This is a genomic window from Erythrobacter westpacificensis (assembly GCF_039542285.1).
Classification (GTDB): Bacteria; Pseudomonadota; Alphaproteobacteria; order Sphingomonadales; family Sphingomonadaceae; genus Alteraurantiacibacter; species Alteraurantiacibacter westpacificensis.
Map to the genome: position 1 here is coordinate 1 of NZ_BAABHV010000025.1, position 26,981 is coordinate 26,981.

The 26,981-nt window shown below is 57.7% G+C and carries 24 protein-coding genes and 1 pseudogene; 3 read left to right on the plus strand and 22 right to left on the minus strand.

The window, feature by feature from the left end; all coding sequences use genetic code 11:
- The first annotated feature begins 172 nt into the window (after nt 1-172).
- Nucleotides 173-1,045: a restriction endonuclease gene (locus ABFX23_RS16435; protein ID WP_346034055.1), complete on the plus strand. Its 873-nt coding sequence runs from the start codon at nt 173-175 to the stop codon at nt 1,043-1,045.
- Nucleotides 1,046-1,226: 181 nt separating this feature from the next.
- Here ABFX23_RS16435 and ABFX23_RS16440 read toward each other — a convergent pair whose 3' ends face one another.
- From ABFX23_RS16440 to ABFX23_RS16460, 5 genes are read right to left on the minus strand one after another with little or no spacing between them, the layout of a single operon-like run.
- Nucleotides 1,227-2,075: a hypothetical protein gene (locus ABFX23_RS16440; RefSeq protein WP_322295514.1), complete on the minus strand. Its 849-nt coding sequence runs from the start codon at nt 2,073-2,075 to the stop codon at nt 1,227-1,229.
- A 34-nt stretch (nt 2,076-2,109) separates the two neighbouring features.
- Entirely contained in the window at nt 2,110-3,846 is a 1,737-nt protein-coding gene (locus ABFX23_RS16445) for an anti-phage protein (RefSeq protein WP_346034056.1), read from the minus strand.
- Between the two features lie 5 nt (nt 3,847-3,851).
- Nucleotides 3,852-4,742 carry an anti-phage nucleotidyltransferase gene (locus ABFX23_RS16450; RefSeq protein WP_224800996.1) on the minus strand — a complete coding sequence of 297 codons (891 nt, stop codon included), beginning with the start codon at nt 4,740-4,742 and terminating at the stop codon, nt 3,852-3,854.
- On the minus strand, nt 4,743-5,693 hold the full coding sequence (locus ABFX23_RS16455; protein WP_346034057.1) for an anti-phage phospholipase: 951 nt from the start codon (nt 5,691-5,693) through the stop codon (nt 4,743-4,745). It lies immediately after the preceding gene.
- Between the two features lie 40 nt (nt 5,694-5,733).
- Nucleotides 5,734-6,549, minus strand: coding sequence for a hypothetical protein (locus tag ABFX23_RS16460; RefSeq protein WP_346034058.1), 816 nt, complete (start codon nt 6,547-6,549; stop codon nt 5,734-5,736).
- Nucleotides 6,550-6,958: 409 nt separating this feature from the next.
- On the opposite strand from ABFX23_RS16460, the gene ABFX23_RS16465 reads away from it, so the two are divergent.
- Together ABFX23_RS16465 and ABFX23_RS16470 are read left to right on the plus strand one after the other, a co-directional pair.
- Nucleotides 6,959-7,582 (plus strand): helix-turn-helix domain-containing protein, encoded by a 624-nt coding sequence (locus ABFX23_RS16465; protein ID WP_224800993.1) that lies wholly within the window; start codon nt 6,959-6,961, stop codon nt 7,580-7,582.
- Complete coding sequence (locus ABFX23_RS16470) at nt 7,579-8,793, plus strand: type II toxin-antitoxin system HipA family toxin (protein ID WP_224800992.1); 1,215 nt, start codon at nt 7,579-7,581, stop codon at nt 8,791-8,793. Before ABFX23_RS16465 ends, ABFX23_RS16470 begins: the two co-directional genes overlap by 4 nt.
- A 93-nt stretch (nt 8,794-8,886) precedes the next feature.
- Here the strand turns inward: ABFX23_RS16470 and ABFX23_RS16475 are convergent, their stop codons facing one another.
- The 17 genes and pseudogenes from ABFX23_RS16475 to ABFX23_RS16555 form a co-directional block, all read right to left on the minus strand.
- Nucleotides 8,887-9,684, minus strand: coding sequence for a hypothetical protein (locus ABFX23_RS16475; RefSeq protein WP_346034059.1), 798 nt, complete (start codon nt 9,682-9,684; stop codon nt 8,887-8,889).
- Between the two features lie 34 nt (nt 9,685-9,718).
- Nucleotides 9,719-11,215, minus strand: a pseudogene (locus ABFX23_RS16480) (type IV secretion system DNA-binding domain-containing protein); the annotation flags it as partial.
- Nucleotides 11,205-11,534: a hypothetical protein gene (locus tag ABFX23_RS16485; RefSeq protein WP_346034060.1), complete on the minus strand. Its 330-nt coding sequence runs from the start codon at nt 11,532-11,534 to the stop codon at nt 11,205-11,207. The gene ABFX23_RS16485 and the pseudogene ABFX23_RS16480, both read right to left, overlap by 11 nt.
- Before the next feature lie 575 nt (nt 11,535-12,109).
- Nucleotides 12,110-12,331, minus strand: coding sequence for a hypothetical protein (locus ABFX23_RS16490; protein ID WP_346034061.1), 222 nt, complete (start codon nt 12,329-12,331; stop codon nt 12,110-12,112).
- A 310-nt stretch (nt 12,332-12,641) separates the two neighbouring features.
- Nucleotides 12,642-13,052, minus strand: a complete 411-nt coding sequence (locus ABFX23_RS16495; RefSeq protein ID WP_346034062.1) for a single-stranded DNA-binding protein — start codon at nt 13,050-13,052, stop codon at nt 12,642-12,644.
- Between the two features lie 631 nt (nt 13,053-13,683).
- Entirely contained in the window at nt 13,684-14,505 is an 822-nt protein-coding gene (locus tag ABFX23_RS16500; protein WP_346034063.1) for an acetoacetate decarboxylase family protein, read from the minus strand.
- Nucleotides 14,506-14,533: 28 nt separating this feature from the next.
- Entirely contained in the window at nt 14,534-15,499 is a 966-nt protein-coding gene (locus ABFX23_RS16505) for a fumarylacetoacetate hydrolase family protein (RefSeq protein ID WP_346034064.1), read from the minus strand.
- On the minus strand, nt 15,496-16,062 hold the full coding sequence (locus ABFX23_RS16510; RefSeq protein ID WP_346034065.1) for a cupin domain-containing protein: 567 nt from the start codon (nt 16,060-16,062) through the stop codon (nt 15,496-15,498). The genes ABFX23_RS16505 and ABFX23_RS16510 overlap by 4 nt, the downstream gene beginning before the upstream one ends.
- A 22-nt stretch (nt 16,063-16,084) precedes the next feature.
- Nucleotides 16,085-16,759, minus strand: coding sequence for a glutathione S-transferase family protein (locus ABFX23_RS16515; protein WP_346034066.1), 675 nt, complete (start codon nt 16,757-16,759; stop codon nt 16,085-16,087).
- A gap of 2 nt (nt 16,760-16,761) precedes the next feature.
- Nucleotides 16,762-17,973 carry a cytochrome P450 gene (locus ABFX23_RS16520; RefSeq protein WP_346034067.1) on the minus strand — a complete coding sequence of 404 codons (1,212 nt, stop codon included), beginning with the start codon at nt 17,971-17,973 and terminating at the stop codon, nt 16,762-16,764.
- The gene (locus tag ABFX23_RS16525) at nt 17,966-19,174 is read right to left on the minus strand and encodes an MFS transporter (protein WP_346034068.1); all 1,209 of its coding nucleotides are present in this window, start codon (nt 19,172-19,174) and stop codon (nt 17,966-17,968) included. Before ABFX23_RS16525 ends, ABFX23_RS16520 begins: the two co-directional genes overlap by 8 nt.
- Nucleotides 19,175-19,253: 79 nt before the next feature.
- The gene (locus ABFX23_RS16530) at nt 19,254-20,411 is read right to left on the minus strand and encodes an alpha/beta hydrolase family protein (RefSeq protein ID WP_346034069.1); all 1,158 of its coding nucleotides are present in this window, start codon (nt 20,409-20,411) and stop codon (nt 19,254-19,256) included.
- A 4-nt stretch (nt 20,412-20,415) separates the two neighbouring features.
- Nucleotides 20,416-21,318: a VOC family protein gene (locus ABFX23_RS16535; protein WP_346034070.1), complete on the minus strand. Its 903-nt coding sequence runs from the start codon at nt 21,316-21,318 to the stop codon at nt 20,416-20,418.
- Nucleotides 21,315-22,337: a Rieske 2Fe-2S domain-containing protein gene (locus ABFX23_RS16540; protein ID WP_346034071.1), complete on the minus strand. Its 1,023-nt coding sequence runs from the start codon at nt 22,335-22,337 to the stop codon at nt 21,315-21,317. The genes ABFX23_RS16535 and ABFX23_RS16540 overlap by 4 nt, the downstream gene beginning before the upstream one ends.
- Before the next feature lie 10 nt (nt 22,338-22,347).
- Nucleotides 22,348-23,466: an FAD-dependent oxidoreductase gene (locus tag ABFX23_RS16545; protein ID WP_346034072.1), complete on the minus strand. Its 1,119-nt coding sequence runs from the start codon at nt 23,464-23,466 to the stop codon at nt 22,348-22,350.
- A 3-nt stretch (nt 23,467-23,469) separates the two neighbouring features.
- On the minus strand, nt 23,470-24,468 hold the full coding sequence (locus ABFX23_RS16550; RefSeq protein WP_346034073.1) for an MBL fold metallo-hydrolase: 999 nt from the start codon (nt 24,466-24,468) through the stop codon (nt 23,470-23,472).
- 11 nt (nt 24,469-24,479) lie between these two features.
- Nucleotides 24,480-26,957, minus strand: a complete 2,478-nt coding sequence (locus tag ABFX23_RS16555) for a TonB-dependent receptor (RefSeq protein WP_346034074.1) — start codon at nt 26,955-26,957, stop codon at nt 24,480-24,482.
- Nucleotides 26,958-26,981: the final 24 nt, after the last annotated feature.

The window sequence follows — 26,981 nt, forward strand, 5'->3', positions numbered from 1 at the left end:
AGCCTTGCCCATCGTCGCCTCCTGTCCTCAAAATTAGGAAAGAAAGCGTCCACAAATCTAGGGGCTATTCACTTCTCTCGTTCTGGAGGCCTCGAACTATCACGGCCTCATCGAGAAGGAATTCGTCCTCGATTATCGATCCCAAGACAAGACTTTGCTGGTCGAGTACGAAATGCCGAACCCCGACGATCTCCCGACCGTGAAGTCCGTCCGGTTCGTACGAGCAACCGGCGAGCTAAAAGAAACCCCGCTGGCCGCCAGAGCTAAGAAGGATCTTTTCGAAGGCACGATCTACCAGATTGCCTTGCGGAGCATTCACGAGGTTCTCGAAGCAGATGATTTCCAAAACATCGAGAACGTCGCGTTCAATGGCTTCGTCACCGCCATTAACCCCGCCAACGGACTCTCGAACCGCAACTGCATCCTCTCCGTTTTGTGCTCGCGAGCGGAGTTCGAAAAGATTGATCTTGCCCGTGTCGAGCCCAAGGCCTGCTTCAAGGCGCTGAGCGGCGTTTCCGCTGCTTCCTTGGCGGCGCTGGCACCTATCCCACCAATTATCACGATCGACAAATGCGACCGCCGCTTCGTCGATGGCCGCGAGATTGCCGATACGCTCGATGCTTCGGTCAACTTGGCAGCGATGGACTGGGAAGACTTCGAACACCTGATCCGCGAGTTGTTCGAGAAGGAATTCAATTCGCGCGGCGGGGAAGTCAAGGTCACGCAATCGAGCCGGGATGAGGGCGTCGATGCGATAGCATTCGATCCCGACCCCATTAGTGGCGGCAAGATTGTGATCCAGGCCAAACGTTACACCCGGACCGTTGGTGTCGCGGCGGTTCGCGACTTATATGGCACCGTCATGAATGAAGGAGCCACCAAAGGTATTCTGGTGACGACCTCGGATTTCGGTCCAGAGGCACATAAATTCGCGACTGCGAAACCGCTATCTCTTCTGAACGGAGCGAACCTGCTGCACCTACTACGCAAGCATTCATATGACGCGCGGATCGATTTGGCTGAAGCGAGAGAGGCGCTAGACTGAATAAGCCTTAGAGCCGCTGGCCTCATGGTTTTGATGTTCCGCCTCAGTGTCAGATTGTGGGGCCGATTCCGGACAGTCTGCTTTTCGGCACCGAGCCCAAAAACCTGCCATGTCGACTACATCGTGAATGTAGGGGAATACGGTAATCAAAGGACACGGATGCTTGAGCGGCTGACTTTTTCTAGACGCAAGCCAGCTTGTTCGCGGAGTTCAATTCAATGGGACGCTTCCAGTGATCTATTAGAACGGGAGCTTCGGCATCCAACATATCAGCTTCGCAGTGATCTTCCGGTTTCAAATCAGTCTGGAACAGACAGATCGGCGAGAGGATAGGCTTGGATTGTTCGGTAAAGACGATTTCCATTTTCACTTCCAGCTTGCCTTCGCGGTTAGCGTAGCCGGCATAGAGATTGGATCGCTGACCGTTTTCCAGGATGATCGCTGATCCATGCATCACCGTTAACGCATATAGTGTGAGCGGCACTTTGCTGTTCTCTAGCGGTGCCATTTCGGCTCGATCTATTATTCCGCATTGTACGAGCAGTTGGCCGAACTCATCGAATAGCTGATCTGCGGTAAATGCAGGGCGCCAGATGAACCGATTTGCCAGATACCCCAGGACGCGGAGTTCCTTGTCGGTCGGTTTGCGATTCTTCTCCAACTTTTCGAATCCGCGCTTCAGTCGTTGTTTCGCGGTGGCCTTGCTGCACCCGCACCCTTCAGACATTTGCAGATCGTTGGCGAGGCGTAGATTGGCGTCAGCAGCCCGGCACAGGTCCGACAAGGTCGGTTCGATGCCCCGCATTTTCATGCTCCAGACATCGAGACTAATGAAGACATCACGGCCAACTTGCGTGAGAAAGCCTTTTTCCCGGGTGTCGCGATGGGCGACGAAGTCGCCCAATTCCCTGAAACACGGCTTGCTTGCCGCGCGCGACCGCAGACCCAAAAACAGTCGATCAAAATCGATCGTTCTGTAGTGGCCTCTCAAGATGTTCCGGGCGCGGCTTTTCAAATCCTCATCTATCATTTACATTCCGCCCGCCAGGCAGGGCAAGCTTGGCCTACTCCCTCCCTTTCTTGGACTGCTTGAAGTAGTCTTCGCTCATGTTCGGATTTGGGGTAAATCTCTTAGTGTGCCAGACTATTCTGCCGACTTCGGTCCGTTCGTTTTCAATGCGATCGAGAGCTTTGTTGATCCGTTCGCATTGATCTTCGAGCACATAAAAGCGGTGCTTTTCGAGATAGTTCCTCGCCTTGTGATAAGTGTCGAGATCGGCGACTTCGAGCTCGATGACCGCCCGCTCGATTTCCTCGCGGTAGATTTGCTTTCGCAGCAGTGGAACTATGTCGAGCGTGCCATCTTCGGATAAAACCATTGCCATTCTGCCCTGCGATCCATCGCCGACATATCTCACGGCAGAATTGTAGCGTGATCCGCGTTCGGGAGTACACTCGGCGTTGGCACTACCATCGAGAATGATGCCGACCGCGTGGCAGACGCCGTCCGGATCGGCGATGATCGTGCCATCTATGCTCGTAGCTCTTTCCAGCAATTCCTTGTTGAGCGCTGTTGGTTCGATCTTCGTCCCCTGCGATTGCAACCGCCCCGCCTCTTTCGCCGCATCATCGGCAAAGACGATCATGCTGCCGCGGCCCAACTGAAAAAGAATGTCCATCACGTTTTTTGCTCTGGCGACCGAGGCATCCGAGATGTTCTCGAAAATGCGCGTCATGTTTTCTTTCAGGCGCTCGCTTGAAATGGGCTCTTTAGGCAAGGTCGGGCGGCCAGCACGCATATTCATGTAGATCGTGCTGCCGCGACGAAAATCCCACTGGTGCCGATCGACAACATCAATGGCGTAAGGTTCTGTGCTGATGTCGGAAGTGGAGCCGAGACCGTAAACTTTTCCGTAGCCGCTGATGAGGGCCGTCTCACGCGTCGCCATTTGCAACAGTTTTCGCAGCCATCGCGTTTGCTGTAACGACACGGGGTTGGAAAAGCGTAGAACATAATCGACGTTGGGATCGTCCGCCGCCGCCAGTACAATTCGGCCCTTTGATACCTGCCCCTCGTACATGAGCTGGGTGACCTGTTCGAGCGGCTCGAAAAGCCCGGAATTCATCATGTCGCCGGCAATGAACGGCACGCGCATCAAACTCTTGGCTGCACGGACAGCAATTTCATGGGTTTCGAGTTGCATCTCGCTTCCCAGAGTACGTCCGGGTTCCGGCCATGACCGGTACGTCTCATACTGCGCCTGGCCAAGTATTTTCCGGACGCATTCCATAAGCAGATTCGTCTCGGCGTTTTCCTGCATCCAGCGAAAAGGTATCAACGGATGTACGTCTAAATTGCCCTTCGGAACTTGTATAACTGTTACGACATAGTGGTTGTCGACGGGAGCGGCCAAGGATGCGAAACTGCGCAGTCCGCTACGCTCGTCCTCCGAGGCGAGAAGGTTCAAAACTTCCTCTGTAATCACTTGGCGGCGAATGTTTTCAGGCTTTTCTCTGTTGGTTACCTCGTCGCCGTAGAACATCTGCTGACTGGGGTGCTTGGGTACGCCTTCAGTGACGCGCTTAGGAAGCGAAGAAAAGAAGTCCTGATCCGGAAAACCGGTTTCGGGCTCGACACACGCTTCATGCCGAACCTCCCGATCGGACATCGCCAGCCCGACCAGAAAGACCTTCGGCTTTCCTTCGAATCCGATCGCCTCGAACACGTTTTGCGTGAGAATCTCATAGTGGATTCGGAAGTGTTCCTGATAACCCCACATAAACTGATCGATCGTTTTCAAGCTTCTTACCACTCCTTCCAGAATCGCACGGCGGCGCTCAAGAAGGCATCAAATTCTTCCGATCGCCACGTAACCGCCGAGGTTGGATGGAGCAGGACATACTGTTCGTTTGCGCAGACCAGCTTGCTTCTATCCGCTTCCAATAGCCAATTGATACAGCCGACCACGGAGTCCTCGCAGTTCGAACCGAAGCAATCGGCCGGAACGTTGTAGAGCATCCCTTCGATAAAGTAGGATGGAGCCAGCCCGGCGGTTATGTAGCCATCCTGGATCATCCGGTTGCGCATATTCTTGAAAATCCGTACGGTTGGCTTGAAGCGCTGGTTCGTAGCGCCGTGTTTGGCCACGCAATTGGCAGAATGCATTTTCGGATAATTGATGATCCGGTTGCCGGCAGAATCCCAGAAGCAAAGGCCCTCCGCGTAAGACTGCTCGTCCATTCCCTGAAAGCGCCAGTACTTGCGGAATTGCGCAGCAATTAGGACGTCGGCGTCTCGTCGATTGCCATTCCCGCCGACAAAGACGGCCTTCTTTCCAGGTACAACCAGATTGCCATACTTGGCCTGAAGGACCGCGATCACGTCCCGCTTGAAATCGGCGTAGTTGTAATCGGCCGAAGAGAATGATGCGTTGTATAATTCAAGTTCGCTGGGCGGCAGCTCGCCGACATCCTGATAGAAAACGGAATCAATCTGCATGACGATATCGACATCGCTATCGGCCCAGATGTTCGTGCTGTTTCCATAGGATCCTTGCAGGAAACTCCGGTGCAGATGGCTTGAATAGGGCGCGGTCGACGCCTCCAACACGCCTTTGATGGTCTGATAGGTGCTGCTCGATTGGGTGACCGAGCCCTGATGCGACCATGTCTCGAGCTGATTTTCTGGAATGGCCATTTAGGGACCTTCAACCGATAAGAATTCGGAGAGCGCGGCTTCACGTTGCGCGAAGGACTCTGCCCCCAATTGGCGAAGCGTATTGAGCTTATCGAGATCGTGTTCGAACAAATCCGTCGCCAATTCCGGACGCTCGAACGTATCGCTGATCCGGATGGTCGGGACATCCTTGAACAGAATCTCGCGGAGTTGGTCCATCGACTGGGTGTTTATCTCCAGTGTCTTTTGCAGCAATTGCACACTCAGCAGGTGCTTTGCCCATCGTGCGGCACTGAAGAGAGATCGTTTCGGTTCCGGATATACACCGACGCCGATGCTCACGACTCTGATGTTTTCTATCGGGGTATCAAGCGCCGAAGTTGCATCGGCTATGGCATAGAGCGTTGGATTATTGGCGCAATATCCGCCATCCAGCAATTCGATTTTGTCACCCGCAGCGGTTGTGACGATCTTGCGTTCGAAAAACGGATAGGCTGAACACGACGCCTGCACGGCATCGCTTATGCTGACGCCGAACCCAGGAACAAACGTCGCCGCACGTCCATGCGCCTGTGCCGGATCGCCTTTGAAAATCATCGGACGTTCCGATTGCCACTTAGCCGAGACGATGCCGAGACCGGTTTTCAGACTATCAAACTCCAGATCGCCGAACACCTGGTCGGCTAGATTCTTAAGGGCGGCCGATTTCTTAGCCCTGCCCTTGTGCTTCATGATTTCGGGAACGTTGCTCTTGTAGAGTCTGTGGATCTCGTCGACGTCTTTGCCCAGCGCTATCAGAGCCGAGATGATTGCTCCTGTACTGGTTCCAAAAACAAGATCGAACTGCTCATGCAGGCGGCAGCCGACCATGGCTTCGATTTCCCGGAGAACGCCGAGGGTGTAAAAGCCCTTCGCACCTCCACCATCGAGACACAGTACTCGCAATAATTTATCTGGCTTTCCCTGCTCCATTAATGCGGCCCCACAATCTAACACGTGATTATACTAATATTTATTCATCATATATATTTTCATCTATAGCGACTCCCGGTGCCAAATGAAGCATGTGGCCGCAATCGCGGCATTTCCACCGTGTGCCAACGATGAACTCCCGTTCCCAAAGCGGAAAGCTTCCGGCGCAACCCTCAACCGGACAGAGCACGTCTTGCATTCGGGGCTCGAAATGCACTTTGCGATTGCCAATGTCGGTCAGCGTGTAGCTGGCATCGCATTCCCAGCATTGCACCACGCGAGGCTCACCATCCCGGCCCAATCGTCGGCGAATGATGGAGCCGCATTCATGGCATTCGATTTGCCCGCGATTTGCCATCGAGGAATTCCAAATTCGCGAGCTGAGAACGACCTCGACTGCTTCAACGATGGCATCGCATCGTTTTCGCAGTTTTGTAAGGTCGTGAGCTTTTCCGTTATGGATCTGGTCGAGGGTTTCGGTATGTAGATATGCGCCGAGCGCATCGTAGTGCTTTTTGAGCGTTTGCATGTCGAGAACGTTGTCCGTTCCCAGCAGTCTCATGAATTCTGGTGTTTCTCCCGGAGTCGGTTCGCGGCCTATGGATATCCGAGCGGCTTTGTCAGCATAAGGATCGACCTCCAGCATCCGATCCATGAGCTTCTTGGGTTGCCAGGTCATCATCGATTTGGGCCCAAGATCATCGGCATAGATCTTGGACCGCTCGTAGGTCAAAGCTTCCATTGCCTTGCGCAGCTTGAGCGCGGCGAACTCCAAATCCTCGGTATCGCCCGATGCCAGCAGCTCCTTTGCTTTATTCAAGCTTGCTCTGGCTCGGTTTCTGAAATCGAATGTCATTCCGCTTGCCACAATGTTTCCAGTTAAGTCCACTGCCGAAACAGAGCTTTTTGCGCAACGCTTGGGGAGTGTTTAGCCAAACCATGGCCTCCAACGTCCGCTTTTGGTCAGTTAAGAATGCGGACTGGATGTCCGAGTTTGGGGCGCATTGCCGCCGTTGGCTTGCCTGACTGATCGACATATTTCTGGGCGAAAGCTCTGTCATCGAAGGATCGGGAGAAAAAATCCGAAAATGGTTCTGCGAAGTGACGACTGCTCGCGCTTTATGCCCGTCAATCTCCGTCCATGATATGCAATGACATATGATTAGTCAGCCATATATGTCGCTACAGATTTTTGTCGCTTTCTGAGAAACCTTTGTATATGCTAAAAAATATAAACGTCGATCAACATATGCAGAAACATATTTATGACCACGGCAATCGAAGACATCGCCGCAAGCATCAAAGCGGCTCGGACAGCAAAGAGCTTTACCCAGAAGCAGCTGGGTGAACGGGTAGGTTTGCCCCAAAGCCACATCTCCAAAATCGAAGGCGGGAATGTAGACCTACAGATTTCCAGCCTTGTCGAAATAGCGCGCGCGCTTGACCTCGAACTGAAGCTAGTGCCTCGAAGGACCGTACCGGCGATCGAAGGCGTTGTTCGCTCACAGCGCGAAAGAAGCGAGGCCAGTCGAACGCTCGCAACGATTGCCGAAACCAACCGTTTCGCCGAGCGAGTACGGGAGAGCTATCCGAGCGTCACCGAGGTGAATGAGCTTCAAAGCGCACTTAAAGATATCCAGGCCGTTAATTTCACCCCCGAAACGCTCAAAGCCATCGAGCAGGCTTTGCAGCCCGTCGCTCATCTGAAAAAGCATCTCCAGGATCTCGGCTGGGCGCTCGAGCAGCAAGAGGGAAGGAAGAAACTCGCCCAACAGATCGCGGCATCCACACGTGCCCTACGGCACGTCAGAAACCTGCAGGTTCACTCAATCGATCGAGATAGTGCCCACAGACTGCCTGCTTACCGGCTTGAGGACGACGCCACATGATCAACGCAGCGGCTCTCGATATCTTTCTGGGTGAGACGCGCGTTGGAACCATCGCACGCCTCGATGGAGATGCGAGCATCTTCACATTCGACGAAGTCTACCTTGCCGACCAGGATCGGCCGACGCTGTCGCTCGCCTACAAGGACGTGAATGGGGACATCATCGCAGAGCCACGCAGCTATCGAACGAAGATCGAGCCGTTCTTCTCCAACCTCCTTCCCGAAGGAACGCTTCGCGACTACCTGGCTCGCCGCGCGGGCGTGAAAGCCGTGCGCGAGTACCACCTTCTCGCACAGCTAGGGCACGATCTTCCCGGCGCAGTGCGCGCCGTCGCCGTCGATGCCGAGGAAACGGAGGTCGACGAGCTAGATGAAGAAGCGGCGGGGAAGCAGGCAGAGCGCGCGCTGCGCTTCTCGCTTGCCGGCGTGCAACTCAAATTCTCGGCGATCAAGGCCCAAGGCAAGAATGGCGGACTGACGATCCCGGTCACAGGCAGCGGCGGCAACTGGATCGTCAAGCTGCCCTCTGCGAGACATCCGGAGGTGCCCGAGGCAGAATTCGCGGCGATGAAACTGGCGGCAAAGATCGGGATTGACGTACCGGACATCGACCTTGTGCCTCTCGATCAGATCGATGGCATACCCGAAGGTATCACCCGCTACGGAAAATCCGCTTTTGCCATCCGGCGCTTCGACCGGGGGGAAGAGGGACCCGTACACACCGAAGACTTCGCCCAGGTGTTCGGTGTCTTTGCAGACGATAAATACGAGAATGCGAGCTACCGCCAGATCCTCAGCGTGCTGGCGATCGAGACCGACGAGCAAAGCGTGATCGAATTCGTCCGCCGGCTCACCTACTCGGTGCTGATCGGCAATGGCGACATGCATCTCAAGAACTGGTCGTTGATTTATCCGGACCGGCGCAACGCGCTGCTGGCACCTGCCTATGACCTGCTTTCGACGCTCGCCTATATCCCAGGCGACGATGCTGCACTCAAATTTCATAGCTCGCGCGAGTGGGCATCCTACACCTATGACGAACTCGAGACGATCGCCGACAAGGCAAGGCTGCCTGCCAAATTGATCACCGCGACAGCGAAGGATGTCGTTGCACAGTTCGACGACGCCTGGAGCAACGAAAGCGGACACCTGCCCTTCCCCGATGACGTGCGAAGCGCGATTGAGAGGCATCGCAAGACTCTTGCGATCTGAGAGCGGTTCCGAAATCCGATCGTTCGCGCGTAAGCACCACCTGGACCAACTGCCGGACCAACACGTCTGAAGATTGGGTCGCAAAGCGGCCCTTCAAATCCCGAAATCCAGTGTCTTGCTCTTGCTTCGAGCGAGTTCCTTTTCGGCCTTGTTGGCCTCTTCCGGTTTCAGCTGATCAAGTTCGCCGATTTTCTTTTCTGTCGGGGTCAACTGTGCGGTGACCTCGAGGGCCGATGCCTTCTCGCCTTTGTTGCGTGCGACGGCCGCTCCGAGCTTGTCCGAACTGTCGACAACCAGCGTCAGGTGATCGCGAAGCCTCGTGATCGTCACCAGGAAGGTCTTCTGGTTCGACAGGTTGCGCTCGCGGCTGTCCATGACGGCTATGCCGCGATCGGATGTCAGACCCTGCGCCATGTGGGCGTTGAGCGCATAGGCAAGATCGATCCGCTTCAGCATCGGATCGTCCTTTTTGAGCTCGACCTGGTCTCCCTTGGAAGCTTCGAATGTGATCTTCCCACCGGCAATGGCAACCACCCTGGCCTGGTCGGCATTGAACAGGCCGCGGCGATGATCGTTGCGGGTCCATCGGATCCGGTCGCCTTCATGGATTTCTAGCTTCCTCGGCTCATGCAAGGTCAGATTCTGGTCGCCCTTCCCTGCCCTGATCCGCGCGGGATCGAACCGGAACCGCTTGCCGCGCTTGTCCGCGACTTCGACCTGCCTGCCCTTCCGGTCCTGTCCCAGGACACGATACTCGCCCGCTGACAGTCCCAGGGCCTGTTGCTTTCTCGAGACCTCGAGCACCCGACCAGGCTGGTGACGCACCGCCGAAGCGACGGCCTGTGCCGCTGCGATCGTTTCACGGTCCTGTCTGAGGACCGACTTGGGCACAAGCGGATCAGCCGGATCGCCCCTGACATGCGCGACGAAGCGTCCCAGCCAGGGTCATGGCCATGTTCTCGCCGTAGACATCCTTGAGCTTGGCAAAGGCATGGATCCCGGTGACGATCGCGCCCCCGAAATTGCGCGCGGTCTGGAGGCCCTTCTCGAGCGAAGGCAGGCGATGCAGCGCGCCAAGTTCGTCGATCAGGAACCAGAGCCTGATGTCCCGCGAGCGCTGGCCCGCCATCAGCGTAATGATCGCGGTGTCGAGCCACAGGGTGAGCAGCTGCGAGAGCACGCTCATGTCGATGTAGCGCGCGGACAGAAACAGGATAGAGCGCGGTTCACCTGCCCCGTTGACCCACTCGCGGACCGAAAAGGGCGTCCCGTCTTCGGGCAGCATCTGGAGCGCCTTGGCGTTGACATTGAACACTGCACGCACCGATTCCGCCATGCGCGCCGCGCTCGGCGTGCTGATGGGACCGGCCATGGTATCTTCGACGAGACGGTGCAGATCGGAGAGATCGGCGTTCATGAGTTCGTGGGCGAGCGCGGCGTTGGTGCCCCGCCCTGCTTCGGCGAGCTTGAGACAGGTCTCGACGAACAGCGTGCGCGCGGCGAGCACCCAGAACTGTTCGGCGCCGCCCCCATCGTGCGGGACGAGGGACTCCGCTGCGGCATGGAATTCGGCACGCGTGGAGCAATCGTTGAACACGCTCCAGGCGGGGCAACGCGCGTCGAGCGGGTTGAGAATGATGTCGCGTTTGGGATCGTAGAAGGTTTCGACAAAGGCCCCAGTAAGATCGAAAATGACCGCACGTTCGCCCCGTTCACGGATCTCCCTGGTAAGCTCGGTTAGGACGACGGTCTTGCCTGTCCCGGTTGTGCCAACAAGCATCGCGTGACTCTGCTCAAGCCGCCAGGGCCAGCTGACCCCGGCCAGATGCGCGGGAGAATAGAAGCCCGCATCCCGCAGCGAAGCCGACCCGGCCAGACGCCAGCGCCAGCCCAACGCATCGCCATACTCGCGGGCACGGGCATCGCGGTTGTGTGCAGCGATCTCGCGGCTAAGGTCGCGCAAGGTAGCAAGCTCCGCCCCGCGTACATGCTTCTTTTGTTTGGACTTCTCGCCGAAGCGTTCGGCAACCCACCAGAAGAGCGCGAAGAGCGGCGCAAGAATGAACCCTGCAAGCCACAAGGCGCTGATGACCGCGCTCTGGAAAAGCGCGACCGCTTCGCGCATCGGCGGGTAATCGGTCACCACGGAAATGGGAAATGCGACGAGGCTCCCATCGGCCAGCTTGAGGTTCACAAGCTTGTCTGGATCGAACTCCATGAAGGCATAGCCAGAGGCATAGGCATGCATCCACAGGAGGTAGACATGGTACTCGTCTAGCGCCCCGCTTACGTCCCAATAGACGAGGCCGAGAACGACCAGGAGGGTCACGATCAGGGGCCCCTTGAGGCCTGCGGCAAACATGAAGCCGAAATGCCCGAGGAGCTGGCTGCCACGGGTGAAGTTGACGAGATTATGCTTCATCATCGCCTCCCATGGGTCGGGGTGCAACGATACCGAGGCGCTCCAGCCGGCGCTTGTAGGCTGCGACCGTTCTGTCGCGCAGTGTGCTGTCGGGATGATGCGTAAGCAGCGCATCCAATGCGACCGTGATGAAGATGTTCTGGCGCACTGGATCGGTCGCCGGGGTCCTCAGATCAGCTTCGGTTGCGCGCTGCCAGGCATCGAAGATGCAATCGCAAACAACGATACTCGCGCTGACCCTGCGCTCTTCTGCTTGTTTCCTGATCCATTCGGCGATCAGGGGCGTGACATAGGTCACGAACCGGTGGTGTCTTTGCATTTTTCCAAGTTCCTTGTGTTCAAAGAACCTGGCTCACCCTTCGAAAGGCAAGTGCCACTCTAGGCCGCAGCATGGGGTGTAGGAAAACGGAAAATTCACATCGCTTTTCAGCAGATTAAACGGATCTGTGCCGACTCGGCACGGACGAGAAAGCAAGTGGACCGCATCCGGCACAGAAGATGGTATCAGCGCATTTTCGTGAATTCGTGAAGCAATTCCGCGCCTTCCATTGCAGCACCCGCTGCGTACGGTGTGCACGAAGTTGTTCCCCAATTGTACATGGTCTGATCCACCACTACCTCGACCGTTCAATGACGACAAAGGCACTGGTTTCAGACGGATTTCCTAGCCCAAACCGGGCTTGAGGGGAAGAGACGATAATGCAAGTTTGTCCTCAACGGGAACCAGTTTGGTAACAAATAGCCACCTTGTTAATTCAAACTGCGGCTGCCTCATGTGAATTTGCTAACGAGCAGAATGTGCCTGCACTAGCCACCAGACTGACCACCACTTCCAATCCTGCGAACAAGAAAAAGGGGCAGAAACCGTTGCCGGTCCCTGCCCCGTTGGTACAGTCAGAACTCGTCTGACATCGCTCCGTGGATCGTATGCACTACGCGCGCAACCAAGTGCGCCGGAAGTGCGTTGTAGTCGCCCTCGTCCAGAGCGACGTATCCAAGTTTCCGGTCCTCGACGATGTGCTGATCGAAGAAGCTGTGCAGCGCCCGACGCTCTGCCACAGCCAGCGCGGCAAAGTAGCGATCCGAAGTCGAGGTGTGTTGAAATTGCGTAGCCATGATATCCTCCTGATGTCTGCCGTTGACGGCTGGAGCAGGACGGATGGGCGTGCGGCCGGCGGGTCAGGGATCGCCCTGAAGGGCGACCGCGGAGCGGCGGTAGGGGTAACGATTTTGTTGGACCGCAGCGCAGCGAAGGGGAGGCAAAATGGTGGGACCCTGCCGTCCTTGACGCGCCGGTTGCGCGCCCATCAGAATGGGACAACCGTGAGCCAGGCCCCTCCTCCGCCAGAGAGTTTGAACAATGCAAGAAGGGGCGCCGTCCGGTCTGGACAGCACCCCTTTCGAGCGGGATCGATGATGATGGATATCAATCGATCTCGGGAGCATCAGTGTTGTTGTTGTCGTCACCAGTGTCCTCACCTTGGCCGTTGCCGCGGGAGAGGAAGTCGACCTTGTCGGCGAGGATCTCGGTGCCGTAGCGCGTGACCCCGTCCTTGTCCTCCCACTGGGTGTAGTGGATGCGGCCCTGGACACTGACCAGCTGGCCCTTGGAGCAGTACTGGCCGACGGTCTTGGCGAGGCCGTTGAAGCAGGTCACCCGGTGGAACTCGCTTTCCTTGGCGGTGTAGCCGTTCTCGTCCTTGTAGGTCTTGCCGTCCTTGTCGCGCGCGGGGCGATCGGTGACGACGGTGATCCCCGTGACATTGGTGCCGCCCTTGGTCTCACGGCTGTCCGGATCGCGGGCGATGCGGCCAGTGAGAATTGCGATATTGGTCATGATAGTAGTCCTTCAGTTCCTCAAACCGGAGACCATCTCCGGCTTGCGAACTTGCCTAAGAAGCAGGGCATGGGAGGACTGCACCGCAGGAGCGAAGCTCCAAGGGAAACCTGTTCATGACGGGTGGTGCGGGCAGGCAGCGCAGCTGCCAACACGGCCGGCAAAGGAACGGGTTGCTGTCCTCAGCTGACCTGGTTCAGGACTGTTCGCGACAAAAGCCGGATGGGTATCGGGTGCGGGTCTGAAGGCTCAGATCATCCCGCTGCAATTAGCTTTCGCCGTCGCATTCCGATGCTGCCAGGAGATCCATGAAGTTGCGAGCTGCTTCCCGATCTACATTTGTTTCGACCGCCGTAGCGAGGGCAGGAGCAGAACCGAACATGTACAGGACAGGTCTACCCTGCAGACCAAGTGAGTGAGGATGAGAATGACCGCTTTGGGGGACATTCCGGTCAGGCAGCTTTCGGAAATAGAATCGGGGTTAGCGGACATTTCGGGGCGGATCAGGTTGGGTCAGCAAAGCGCACCAAAATTGGTCATTCGCGTCAGTAGGGCTCAACGTCTGCAATTGGGCGGGAATCGCCCCCGAATTTGCAATTCGAGTTGGCGCAATTTTGCTGAGCCGATTACTTCAGTCACAGACTACCAATCGTCTTTGCGCGCTTCCGTCACCGCCCAAGGTTGCCGCCAGTTTCACCACCGGGCTGAAGTCGACCAACGGCAGGGCTGCGAGCGCATTCACAATCGGATATTGTGTCGGCATCTGCTCCCAATGTGCGCCATAAAAGCGGAATATCCCCTCGCCAATCTGCACGGTGCGAACTACTGGTTCTGGGCCATCGGGTGCGGTCACGGTTAGGTAATGCGCGTCCGGGCCCACTTGATCACTCGTGGACGGGACGTATTTCTCGAACACCATCGGCAACTGTTTGGGTGGAGGCCCAAAGTCCGAAAAGTCGGACGCCTGGAATTCGAAAAAGGTGTGACCGTCCCAAGATGCTGAGCATCGAGCTGGCTCCGACGCTGGCTCCGAAACTGATATTTCGGCAAATATCTTGGGCCAGCCTAGCTCTTCGCGTCCCGTGATAATGGGATCGGCCATATTCTCCCAAACAATCGGTACAAAGTGGCCATAAGAGTCTTCATGGTTCTCCGTCCACTGAGCGGGAATACGAACCATGAGGATGTCATAGCCACGACCCGCCAGCCAGCCGATCTTGCGAAAGCTCAAGATAGAAATCTCGAGACGCGGTTCACCAGTCAGCGTCAGGCCATCAGGCAGGAATTGGGCCAGTGCAGCCGCATCTGTGCGCGCAGATACGGTGTACGAAACAAGCTCTTTCTCGTAGCGGCGGTGACGCTGCCCCGCTGGCAGGTTGCGCGGGCCTGGAGCACGGCCGAACGAAATCGGCATCCGGTACTTCGGTTCGAGGTCATCGTCCGAAGTTGTCATCAGCAAGGCATCTTTGCGTAGATTGCGGTCAACGTGATGATCCGTCTACTACTTGCTGTTCGATGGCGCCGAATGGCGAGCTTCCGTCCACGCCACGCCCCTCCATTCTTATCATATCCCCAAAGGCCATGAAGGCCGTGCTTGCAGGCCCCTTATCGCGGATCATCTCGATTGCTCGCACTTCGGAGATGCAGCTGGAGCCTACCTCGGGGTAGTTTGCATTGGATACCGTGCCCGACCCGATGATAGTCCCGGCGGCCAGTTCGCGCGTATGGGCCGCGTGAGCAACGAGCTCGTGGAAACCGAAGGCCATCTCGCAACCATTGGCGGCACCAAACCGCTTGCCATTCCAGTCGACCTCGAGATCGAGGCACACTCGGCCATCCTGCCATCCGTCGCCCAGTTCGTCGGGCGTTACAGCGAAGGGAGCCATGGAGCAGGCAGGTTTGGCCTGGATCCAGCCAAAGCCCGTCTTCATTTCGACAGGAGCGATGGCACGTAGCGACCAGTCGTTGATCTGGACGATAAGCTTGATGTGATCCATCGCTTTGGCAGGCGACGTGCCCATTGGCACATGGTCCACAATCACTCCAAACTCACCTTCAAAATCTATCCCGTCCTGCACGCTGGGCAAGGCAACGTCTTCGGTCGGACCGAGGAATTGGTGCGACATCCCCTGGTACATGAGCGGCTTTTCAGCCTCGATGGGATCATGACCCAGGGCAATCTGCATTAGGTCGGCGTGCGTCCGGAAGGCCGAGCCGTCCAGCCATTGCCATGCGCGAGGAAGGGGTGCGCGCAGCGCGGCAGGAACGATGGGTTCTCCATTTTCGGGGTCGAACGCCTGAAGATCACTCGATGCCTCGGCCCAATTCTCCATGGCCACCCGTAAACAGGGCCACTTCGGTCCGGCAGGCATGCATCGCTTGCCATCCGCCGAAACAATAACAAGTTCGCCGTCTGGGCTGCCATCATGCCGGGTCGCCAGTCTCATGCCAGGCCATCCGCGAATTGCCCATCGATCAGGATGAACGCAATCCGGCAATTTTCGTTAGTGCGATTGGCCCATCCGTGATTGGTGCCGCGCTGAATGACGATGTCGCCGGCACGCACTGTGGTTTCGCCTTCATCCATGATCAGAACGACCTCACCTTCGAGTACGATGCCGTAGTCGATGGTTTCGGTCCTGTGCATATGTGCATGTTTCGTTTCCGAACCGCTGTGCGAAGAAGCATCGGCGGCACCAATTTCGGCGAAGTGAGCGCGTGCCTGTTCAGGGGTCAGGTCTTTGAGTTTATCGCCATCGGGTGGAATATCGAGGACTCGGATGCGCGTCCCGTTCCTGGGCGGAGCGAGCTGGATGCCTTCTTCGTGCGGCTCGCCCGAATCTGCGTCGATCGGTGCAGGTGTGGCGCGTGTATTCCAGACTTCGTGAAACATAGGACCGATATCACCCCCGATGCGCTGATAACGCGGCACAGGGCCATCTTCCTGAATTATCGCCTTTCCATCGGTGTTGTGACCGGTAACGATCCGCCGTGTGGGTCCAAGAGCCATTCTGTATCCCTTCCAATCCAATCTATCTTGGCGGCGCGAAAAACAGACCGCGCGCCTTCAGTTCTTCCTGTGCCCGCTCCTCATGAAGCAACGCGGCTTTGGCACTGGGTCGCTCCGAAGCGGTCGCATAGTGGTTTGCCAGAGCAGGGTAGTCGTCGGCACCGAGGCCCGCGCCCTCGATCCGAAACCAGACCCATGCAAGGTAAGCATCGAGGATCGACCACTTTCCACCCAGGATCCATGGCTGTTGCGAGAGCAGCCTTTCCAGCGGGGCCAGTTGCATCGCTAGGCCTTCGGCAGCCTTTGTCCGGATGCGCGGCGCATCGGATGCATCGGTGGAGATCATTACTGCCATGACAAAGCGTGTAACGAGCGGATGTAGGTCGCTGGAAATGCGAAAGAGCTCGGCGAGGACAGCGGCTTTGCCGACTGCATCCTGAGGCCTGGGCAACAGGCCCGCATCGGGATGAGTCTCGGCAAGATAGCTCAGGATCGCTCCATTCTGCACGATCACGCCGTCTTCTGTTTCTAGTGCAGGAACCTTGCCTGCGGGATTTATCGCAAGGAACTCCGGCTTGCGGTGCTCGCCCCCCATGAAGGCAATCAGATGCGTCCCAAACGGCAGGCCAATTTCTTCCAGCGCCGTCAGTGTAACCCTGGCGCAAGTGTGCGGGGCAAAATGGAGGGTTGGCGACATGGTTACGCTGCCTCGATTTCGACAGGCAGGCTGGCAATCGCCCACAGGGTATTGTTGATCCGCCTCACTGGCTCTCCTGCCAATCGGATAGACTTGGCCTGCTGCGCAAATTCTGCAGCGATCAGCTCTCCCTCTAGCCGGGCGACCATCTGACCGAGGCACTGATGAATACCGAAGCCGAAGCCAACGTGTCCTCCCGCAGGCCGCTCGATCCGGAAGTTCTCTGCGTCATTCCACTTGCGCGGATCGCGGTTGGCGGCAGCCAGGAAGAGGAGCACTTTTGCGCCTTCGGGAATTGTCGTTCCGGACACTTCCACTTCACGCGTCGTCGTGCGGAAAAAGGTTTGTACGGTCGAATCCCAGCGCAAGCTTTCCTCGAAAGCACGCGGTGCCAGTTTCGGATCTGCGCGTAACTTGGTAAATTCCTTGGGATACTTGCCGAGCGCCAGCATGAGATGCCCGATGCCGTTCACCGTCGTATCAACGCCGGCGGTAAGGAAGGAGCGGACCAGCCGAGGGGCGTAGTCGAGCGGCAAGCCGGCCTCCTCCACCGCCTCGTATACGGCGAGGCCCCATCCTCCCGGCTTTAGGTTTTCGCGCTTGCAGGCCTTCTCCACCCAATCGATTGCAGCTTGCTTGCCTTCCATACTTCTGGCGAGAATTTCGTTTCTCGGGCCAAAAGCGTTGAAGACCATTGTCGCATAATCGATGAGATTCTCGCGGCCTTCGTCCATCAATCCGATCGTGTCTGGGAACACCTGCATTGGGAAGACTTCGGCAAGGTCCGTAGCAGCATCGAAGCTACCCCGCTCGACCAGGCTAGCCACCAGCAGCTTTGCCTCTTCCTGCCAGACCGGCCGCAGCTCTTTCAGCGCCTTGAGCGATACGACTTTGCTCATGAGCTTGCGCGTCTGACTGTGCAACGGCGGATCTGTTTCCAGCAGAAGAGAGGGCTGCCTGAACGGTTCTTCCTTGGAGAAATCGGCAAGGCCCACGCCGCGCCCAGAACAGAATGTCTCATGATCGCGAAGAGCAGACTGAACTTCGTCAAAACGCGCCATGGCGTACACCTGGTATTTGTCCAGCCATACCACCGCCCCCGCGTCACGAATGCCTTCATGATGCGCGAAAGGATCAGCCAGAAAAGCCTCTTCGAAAGGATCGATATCAAGCGCAACTGCGGGAGTGCTTTGAGCAGATGAATTATCAGTCATGACTGATCTCCATGTCTTTCGGGCCTGCCGCCATGAGCTTCGAAATCATGAGGACAACGACAGCGCTACCGAGCGCGAGAACGCCGTACAATTGCAGCACGCCGCCAAGCCCGGCGAGTGGCAAGGAAAGTGCTGTGGCAATTATAGGGGCCAGGAATTGTCCAAGGAAAAACGCTCCTGTCCACGCGCCCGTTCCCCGACCCCGAAAGCGGAGCGGCAGCAAGCTCATCACCCAGGTGATCAAGTTCGGCAGAAGGATACCGCTGCCGATACAGATGATGACCGCAAATGCAGCGATAGCCCAAAGGTAGCCGCTAAGGCTGGCTCCAAGATAGCCTGCGCCGGAAACAGTCAAACCCAATGACAGCACTGCCATCCCAGGTGGCTTGCCCATTTTGCGAAAGATCAGGCTTCCTCCCGCTACGGCTAGATTGGCCGCGGCGCCTACAATGCCGATCATGGCCGGAGAAACGTCACCTGAAAGTTGCAGGATTGGTCCCAACTGGACGATGAGTGTGTAGAACAACACACCGACCAGAACGGTGATTGCAACTACAGGCAGGACAGTGCCGAACGGAAAGTCACTATCAGTCGAGGTGGCCTCTGCAGACTTCGCTGCTGGTTCGAAAAGCAAGACCGCCGCAATGGCTGCGATGGGCAGAGCCAGAAGATAAAGCAGAAACGGCCCACGCGAACCGAACGCTTCACCAAGAAACCCACTGACAGCGATCAGGATGATGGCAGCAACGCTTCCTGCCGCCACCTGCATGGAAAGCCAGCTCTCCCGCCGCTCACCCGAAAAATAGTCGCCGATGAGGACCGTCGCGACCGTCATGATGGCCGCTTCCATGATTCCCAACACGACCCGCGCGGCAATGATCAGGAAAAGATCGGTCAGAAACCAGGGAAGAACCCCCGCAAGCCCATAAATGGCAAGGGTACCGACGAGCAGTCTTTTCCTCCCGACCCGATCGGCGATCCAGCCAGCGAGCGGAGAAAACAGAGCTACGCACAATGCCGGGACGGTCATGGCAATCGGCACGAGGAACGCACTTCCCGGTGTGGCGCTGAATTCCTCCAGCAGCATGGGCAGGACCGGTACGAGCGAAATTACCGCCATGATTGGCATGACCGAAGCAAGCAGCAGGATGATGCCTTGGCGCGGGCCGCCTAGCCCCTCGATCGTTTCATCATTTTCCATCGCCTCCGCCCTCCCAGGCTCAATCGGCGCTCCGACCACTTGCCTGCGTCAATGAGAGCGCGGCAGGGTAAAGCGTGTGCTATGCAGTCTTCCCGCCCAGCGTTTCTGCAAACCAGTCTGACAGGAGATCGCGTCCATAGGACAAATTGTCCGCGCCGACATGCTCCACGCCGCCTTCGCGCGGGGTGAAGATGACCTTCTCGCGGTGCGGCGAATTGACCAGCTGGTCATAGAGATCGTCAGCATAGGACGGGCTGATCTGGCGGTCATTCGCGCCATGCGTCACCAGGAAGGGCACCGTGATCTGGTCCATGTGGCCGTTGAGGTTCATGGCCTCGGACTTGGCGAGAAAATCCTCCTGGCTGTCCGCACCGAAGGCCCAGTGCACATGCGCCCAATAGTGGGGCACGGGATTTTCACCCTCGCGCTGCATGCGCTTGTCCTGCACTTCACGCCAGTTGTGGTTGGCACCCCAGACGGCGCCGCTGGCGAAGCGCGGCTCATAAGCGACCGCGCGCGGAGCGAAGTGACCGCCAAGCGAAATGCCGGTCATGCCGATGCGCGCCGGATCGACCTCGTCCTGCTGCTCTAGCCAGTCGACCGCCTTGCTGGCCCAGCTTTCGCTGTGCGGATCGACGGGCAGACCTTGCAGGCGAAGCGCCTCGCCTGAGCCCGGCTGGTCAACGCAAAGGGTTGAAATACCGCGCCGCGCCAGTTCTTCCGGAAGTCGTGTCCAGTAGAGTAGCTCCTTGCAGCTATCGAGGCCGTTGCAGAATACGACAGCAGGCTTGGGTCCATCGCCCGGAGCGCGGGTCCACAAAGCGGGCATTGTGCCGTTTTGCAGCGGAACTTCGACCCGTACGCGATTGATATTGCCGAGCCGGGTCGAGCGATCAAAGGCATCGCGTGCTTTAGCGTAGGTTTCCATCCGCCCCGGATGGCCATGCCCCTGCATCCGCTCCGCCGTAAACAGGTAGAGCGAAGCGCGTTCCATCTTGTTGGACGCTGAAAAACTGCGGCCCTTAGTCTCGTCCTCACCGGCCAGCTCGAGCAGCTTTTCGCCCATTGCCGCCCATTGCTTCATGAAAGCGGGCGTACCGGCATCAGCGCCGCTGTCCGCCGCGTCCTTTATCGGCTGGCACATATCGACGATTTCGCCGATCTGGCCGCCGCTCTCCATCGCTATGGCGACGGAGAGGTTCCAGATGTAATTCGGGAAGTACTCGAACAGCGCCATGCGTTCAGACCTCGGCAGGCTGGAACAGGCAGGGGTCGGGCGCGGGCTTGGGCATGGTCTGCGGGCCTCCCACACCGACACCCCATTGGTCCATCACTTGCGGCCCAGGTTCGTGAACCTTCGCCTCGTGGTTCTCGAAATCCACGTCTTCCAGTTCGGAGGTATATTCCACCGCGAAGCCTGCCGGGGTGGTGAAATAGCTGAAAGTGTTGTTACCCGCCGTATGGCGGCCTGGGCCCCAGACAATATCCGTGCCGCGCTTTCGCAAGCGGCTTGCCCCGCGCATCATGTCATCGACTCCAAGCATGTCGTACGCAACATGGTTGAGGCAGGGCGGCCCGGGCAAGAAGGCAAGGCGGTGATGCGCTTCGTTGCAGCGCAGGAAGCACATGAAATCGCCCAGCCAGTCGCTTACCTTGAAGCCCAGCACATCACAGAAAAATTTCACTGCCGCCTGATGGTCAGGCGAGTGCAGCACGATGTGGCTGATCTTCACCGGTATACCTTCCCAGCGTTCCATGGCGCGCTTGTCGAGCTCCTCTACATCGGCTGAAATCTCGAACGGGAGGCCGTCGGGCGTGAAGAAGCGGAAGCCGTAGCCGCCGCCAGGCGCGTCCAGCTCGCGCGGTTCGTGGATGATCTTGCACCCGGCATCTGCGACCTTGCTGTGCAGGTCATCGACATCTGCTCGGGATTCTGCCGCGAGCGCCATCACCTCGACGCAATTGCTGTCGCGCTGGTGGAGGCGCACGACATGGTGCTCGTCGTGGCCATGGGTCTTGAACCATGCGGTGTCGTCATTGGCGGCAACTTCCACCAGACCCCAGTCATCGGCGTAGAACTTGCGCTCGGCGTCGAAGTCCTCGACGCCATAACCGACATAGCGGATTTCGGTCACACGGCTCATTGTGCTGCCTCGTCTTTCTTCAGTTTTTCTATGATGCGGCGGGCACGGGTGCCGCCTTGGTCTATGCCCAATGAGACCGGCTTGCGATCCCAGAAATCTGCGCCTTCGGTGTTGGCGAAGGCAGCTTCGATGATCGGCTTGTCTTCATCGCCGAAAGCCTGGCCCATTAGCCCGGCGATCATCGCATCGCCCTCCTCAGAAGGCGGCCCTTGCCGGGTGGTTGCCCAGAAGTAGTGCGTTGAGTGCTCGGTTTCGGGCGTCAGGATATGCGCCTGGTGAGCAATAACGCCGTCGTCGCGCTCGCCCCCTGCGGGGCATGCGCCCACCTGTAGGTACATGCTGGCAGGCGCGTTCCAGCGCATGTCCAGCCAGTGATCGGTGATCATGTCTGGAGCGTAAATGCCGAAGGTATGCGCCGGAGCAGGAATGTCGGGCATCCACCAGTTGGAATGCAGCTGCTCACCTTCGACCTTCAGCTCGTGCTCGCCCGCAAAAATCACCCCACGACCAGCAAAGGTGCCCTTGTGCACGAATTCGATATGGCTGAGATCCATCAGATTGTCGGTGCCGTATTCGTAATTGGCGTCCATCGGCATGACACCGGTTATCGGTGCATGGCCATCGACCACGATGGCCGAGAAATCGGGAACCGCACTTTCATCCGCCAATTCCGGATCGCCAGGCCAGAACCACACGATCCTGTTACGTTCCGCGACGGGAAAGGTTTTCACCCCCGCGCCTGTCGGGATGGTTTCCGAAAACGGGTTTCGAACGCATTGGCCCGAGCTGTCGAAGGTCAGCCCGTGGTAAGGGCAAGTGACGCAATCCCCATCGCGTTCACCTTGCGAAAGCGGTGCAAACCGGTGCGGGCAGCGATCGATCATGGCGATGGCTGCTCCGTCGGTCTTGCGCATCAGCAGGACAGGTTCGCCAAGCAATCGACGGTGCAACATCGTCTCGCCGACTTCATGGCTCCACGCTGCCATGTACCAGATGTTTTCGAGGAAAGGTTGCTCCATTGGGGTCACTTCAAATCGGTTGCGCCATCAATGCGAGCGATTCCGCACTCGCTTTGGCATTGTCCACCAGCGGCCCTTGGCCCAGCTGGCCGCGGCAAATCTCGAGCGACTTGTCGACGATATAGCGGCAGCGCTCGAAGCGACGGTTGCGAAAGGCGGTGAAGGCCTCTTCGGGAGTGTCGTGGCGGGCAATCTCTTCGGCCAGGACGATGCTGTCCTCCACCGCCAGCCCCGCGCCCTGGCCAAGATGCGGGGTGGTCGCATGCACCGCGTCGCCAAGCAGGACGACGCGTCCGACATGCCAGTCCTGCCGCAGCATCATGCCTTCGAGCGGGCGATAAACCACGCCGTCATTATCGGTCACCGCATCCGCCATGTCGCGGATGTCCTGTGCCGAATGGCCGCGCATCTTGCCGCGCATAGCTTCCGCCAGTTCTTCCTTTGGATACCAGGGATTCTCTGGCTCCGGCGTCGTCAGGTAGAGATACATCAGCTCTTCGTTGATCGGCACCAGCCCGGCACCGATGGGGCCGTTATAGGCGTGTAACGCATCGAGGTCGGCCGGGCGCGGGAAGTTGTATCGCCATACGGCCTGCCCGGTAAATTCGGGTCCGGCCTCATCCGGCATGATCGCCTTGCGCGTGTCGGAATAGACGCCGTCCGCACCGATTACGATGTCGAACACGCCTTCGCTGCCATCCGAGAACGTGACTTGGACATCATCGCCGCGGTCGTCGATGCTCTCGGCAGTCACACCCAGACGCACATCGGCACCACTGGAGATAGTCCGGTCACCCAGAATCTTGTGCAGCGAGGGCCGACCTATGCCCATGCTGGCAGGGTAGCCTTCGACAAGTTGCGGCATGGGAACCTCGGCCACTAGCGTGCCGTCGGGCGCGTGGATTGCGACTTTGTTGAACGGGACCCCGGCAGCCATGTAGTCGTCGACCAGATCAAGCTCGGCCATGGCGCGAATCACATTGGCTTGCTGGATGATTCCGACACCATAGACCGACCAGTCGGGGTCCTTCTCGATCACAATAACCTTGTGTCCGTCGCGGCGTAGTGCGATGGCCGATGTCAGCCCCCCGATGCCACCGCCGATGATGAGGATTTTGAGGTCTTTCATGGCTCAGTACTCGTCGAGGTCGTTGGCGATGACAACTGGCCCATCATAGTGCTCGGCAATCTGGCGCAGATATTCGAGATGCTGCGGATCTCCGCGTTCGCGCCCGGCGAAATGCGTGACGACAACGGCCCCCACTCCGGCATTGCTGGCCATTTGCCCGACATCGGGTGGCAGCAGGTGGTGATCGCGCAAATGGCGAGAAATCCCTGCGAGGACCTGTTCCGGAGCATTGGGAGAATTACGCCGCACCATTGCGATGGTATCATCGACATCCATCATTTCGGCTACGAGAAGATCTGCGCCCCGCGCCAGTTCTTCGACCGCCGCACTCGGCCCGGTGTCGCCGGTGTAAACGATCGAGCGGCCTGGCAGGTCAAAGCGGAATGAAAGCGATTCAAAGCGATCAGCCAGACCGCTGTCCGGGGCAAATGAGTAGTGCGTGTTGTTGCGCACGCTTACCGACATCCCTGCATACTCGATCACATCGCGATCGCGCAGTTCGATGACTTCGGTGATGTCCGATAGCGAAGGGCGCGGCGCTCCGGGTACTCCGTAGCCTGCGGTGTTGCCCGGAACCATAGAGGCCAGCAGTCCCGCGACCATTTCTTCCGTGCCCGGCGGGCCGTAGATGACTAGCGGATTTTCGGCATTGGTCTGAACCCGCAGACCCAGAATTGCCGCAAGGCCACCCGTGTGATCCCAGTGCAAGTGGCTGATAAACAAGGCATCGATCTGGTTGGTGGGGACGCCGACCTGAATTAGCCGCCCGGCCGTGCCATCCCCCACATCGACGAGGATGTTCTTACCACCGGCTACCAGCAGATTTGCAGGCTGGGAACGGGTCGGACTTGGAACGGGCCCTGCCCTTGTGCCCAAAGTGATCCAGCGACCGGCATCGACAGTCTCGGTTACCTCCCCTTGCTCGCCCTCATGGTGCTCGGCAAGGAGAGGGGTGCTGGCCAGCGCGAAGGCGCTGACCAGTGTGAAGCAAACTTTCCGCATAATCCGTAGTCCTAGAATTCGGCTCGTGCCCGCAGGCCGTAAGTGCGCCGTGGATTGTGTTCACCATAGAATGCCCCGGAGCTGCCGACGTTCGTGTTGACGAGATAGCGCTCGTTGAAGGCATTGTTGATGAACGCAGAGATCGACCATCCCTGATCAGCGGGCCCGAACGTTAGTTGGAAATTCGCCGTTATATACTCATCCGAAACCGTTTCAGGTGTGAAGGACAAGTCGGTCTGCTGTTCGCTGCGATAGGATGCATCGGCAAAGAACGTCAGGTCGTAATCACCCAGTTCGAAGACGTGCTGTAGAGCGACGTCTACGGCTACTTCGGGTGAATAAAGGAGGTCGGTGCCAGCACACTCGAATGTCTGCAGACCACCGACAACGCCGATATCGTCGCATCCAAAGCGTCCGGTCGCCGGATCCGAAACAAGCGTGAGATTGTCCAGCGTAGCGTCCAGGTATTGGAATTTGACACCAAACGTTGTGGTAGGCGCCACGGCCCACAGGAAATCGATATCGAAGCCCTGAATTGTGGAGTTACCATTCGCCGTTCCAAAATTCGGAGCGCCGCCAATGGTCGAGAAGTAGGTAATCTGCTGACCCTTATACTCCCAATAGAATGCTTCGAAATTGAGTTGCAGGCGATCGTTCAAGAAGCGGTTCTTGGAACCGATCGTGAAAGCGTCGATAAATTCGGGATCAAAACTAAGGCCTCCGCCAGCAGTCGGATCGTCCAGCTCGACACCGCCAGCCCGGTAACCACGTTCATAGGTGGCATAGAGCAGGTTTTCGGGTGTCACATCGTACTCAAGGCCTACGCGGTAAGTAGGTTCATTCCAGCTATTGCTGTTCGTCAGACCCTGACCGGCACCTGCATCGACAATGAAACCAGCGGACCCATTGATAAGCGGATAAAACCCATCGTTGATCGTGGAGTTGGGCGGAATAAAGCCGCCGGCGATCAAGCCGTCAATATAGACCTGGGGATCGGTGGTCGGCGGCAATGCAGGATAGTTCTGCGCCTGACAGCCCGCAAAATCCGGGATCAGGAAAGGTGCGCCCGGGAACGGCGGTGTTTCAAGCGGACAAATCGTCAAGAAGGTGAAGTCGTCACCGGTAACGAATTTGGAATCCTCGGTGTAGCGGCCGCCGACGCTAATCCTGAACTCCTCCGTCACATCGAAAGTCAGCTGAGCGAACGCCGCCCAAGAGTCACCGCCGTTTGTCCAGTTCTGGATTGGCGCGACTGCAACCTGATAGAAATTGGCCGCGAAATCGATTTCTTCATCGAAATAGTAGAAGCCAAACACGCCGTTCAATGGACCATCGAAGTCCGATGTAAATCGTGCTTCGATTGAGAATTGCTCGCCTTGCTCCTGGTTCGGCGCGGGCGCAAACCCCGGTCCGACAAAGGTGTAGTCCAGATTATATTCGCGATACGCCGGGATCACGGTAATCGTGCCCGCATCGAGTTCATAGTTCAGCTCGGCATTGACGCCCGTGTAGGACAGGTCCTGAAACAAATCGCTGGTGTTGATGGCTGGGAGCAATGCGAAGGACGGACCCTGAAAAGTCTGCACACGAAATGCATTGGAGGCTGCGCAAGTCGCGCCGCAATCGATATCAACACCAGTGGGCGTGAAGTCCCTTTGTGTTCCCGGCGCATTGCCAAAAAAGCCGAGGAGCGAGCCGGATGTCCCTAAGCCACCAACCTCTGTATGGTCAGCTGCAATTCGGAAACTGAGGCGGTCCGTTGGCTCGAACAGCAATTGAGCACGGACTGATTGGGCATCCAGATCAGAAGTCCCATCCTCGTTATAGCCGTCGCGCTGCTGGTGACTACCCGCGACGCGGAAGGCTACCGTGTCGCCCAAAGGTACGTTGACGGCACCTTGAATGCCAAAGGCATCGAAATTGCCATAGGAGGCCTGGATGTAGCCACTTGTGTCACCAAGTTCGGGCCTGTTGGGGATATAGTTGAGTACGCCGCCGGTTGCGTTACGGCCATAAAGAGTGCCCTGCGGGCCCTTGAGCAGTTCCACACGCTCCATGTCATAGAAGCTTAAGCCAGCTGCCGTGCTGGAGCGCCCAAGATAGACACCATCATAGTTTTGGGCCACGCCAGAATCCTGCAACGGATTAACGGTCAAGGCACCGACACCGCGAACGAACAGGCTGGTCAGTGGGCCGCCACCAGGATTCGCACCGAGCGATGGCGAGATGCGTCCAAGGTCTTTTGCCGATTCTACGCCCTGTCGCACCAGATCGTCTGGCGCAAATGCGTCGATCGCAATAGCCGCGTCCTGCAGCGATTCTTCGCGCCGTTGCGCGGTCACGACAATCGTGCCGAGTCCCTGCGAAGAGCTCTCGCTCGTGTCTTCAGCCTCTGTCTGAGCATCGGCCTCCTGCGCCATGGCGGAGCCGCCAGACATAGCGGCGGCAATCGCGCCAATGGCGCTGCCAACCAGATAGAACCTCCGCATTCACCCAACTCCCAATTTGATTCT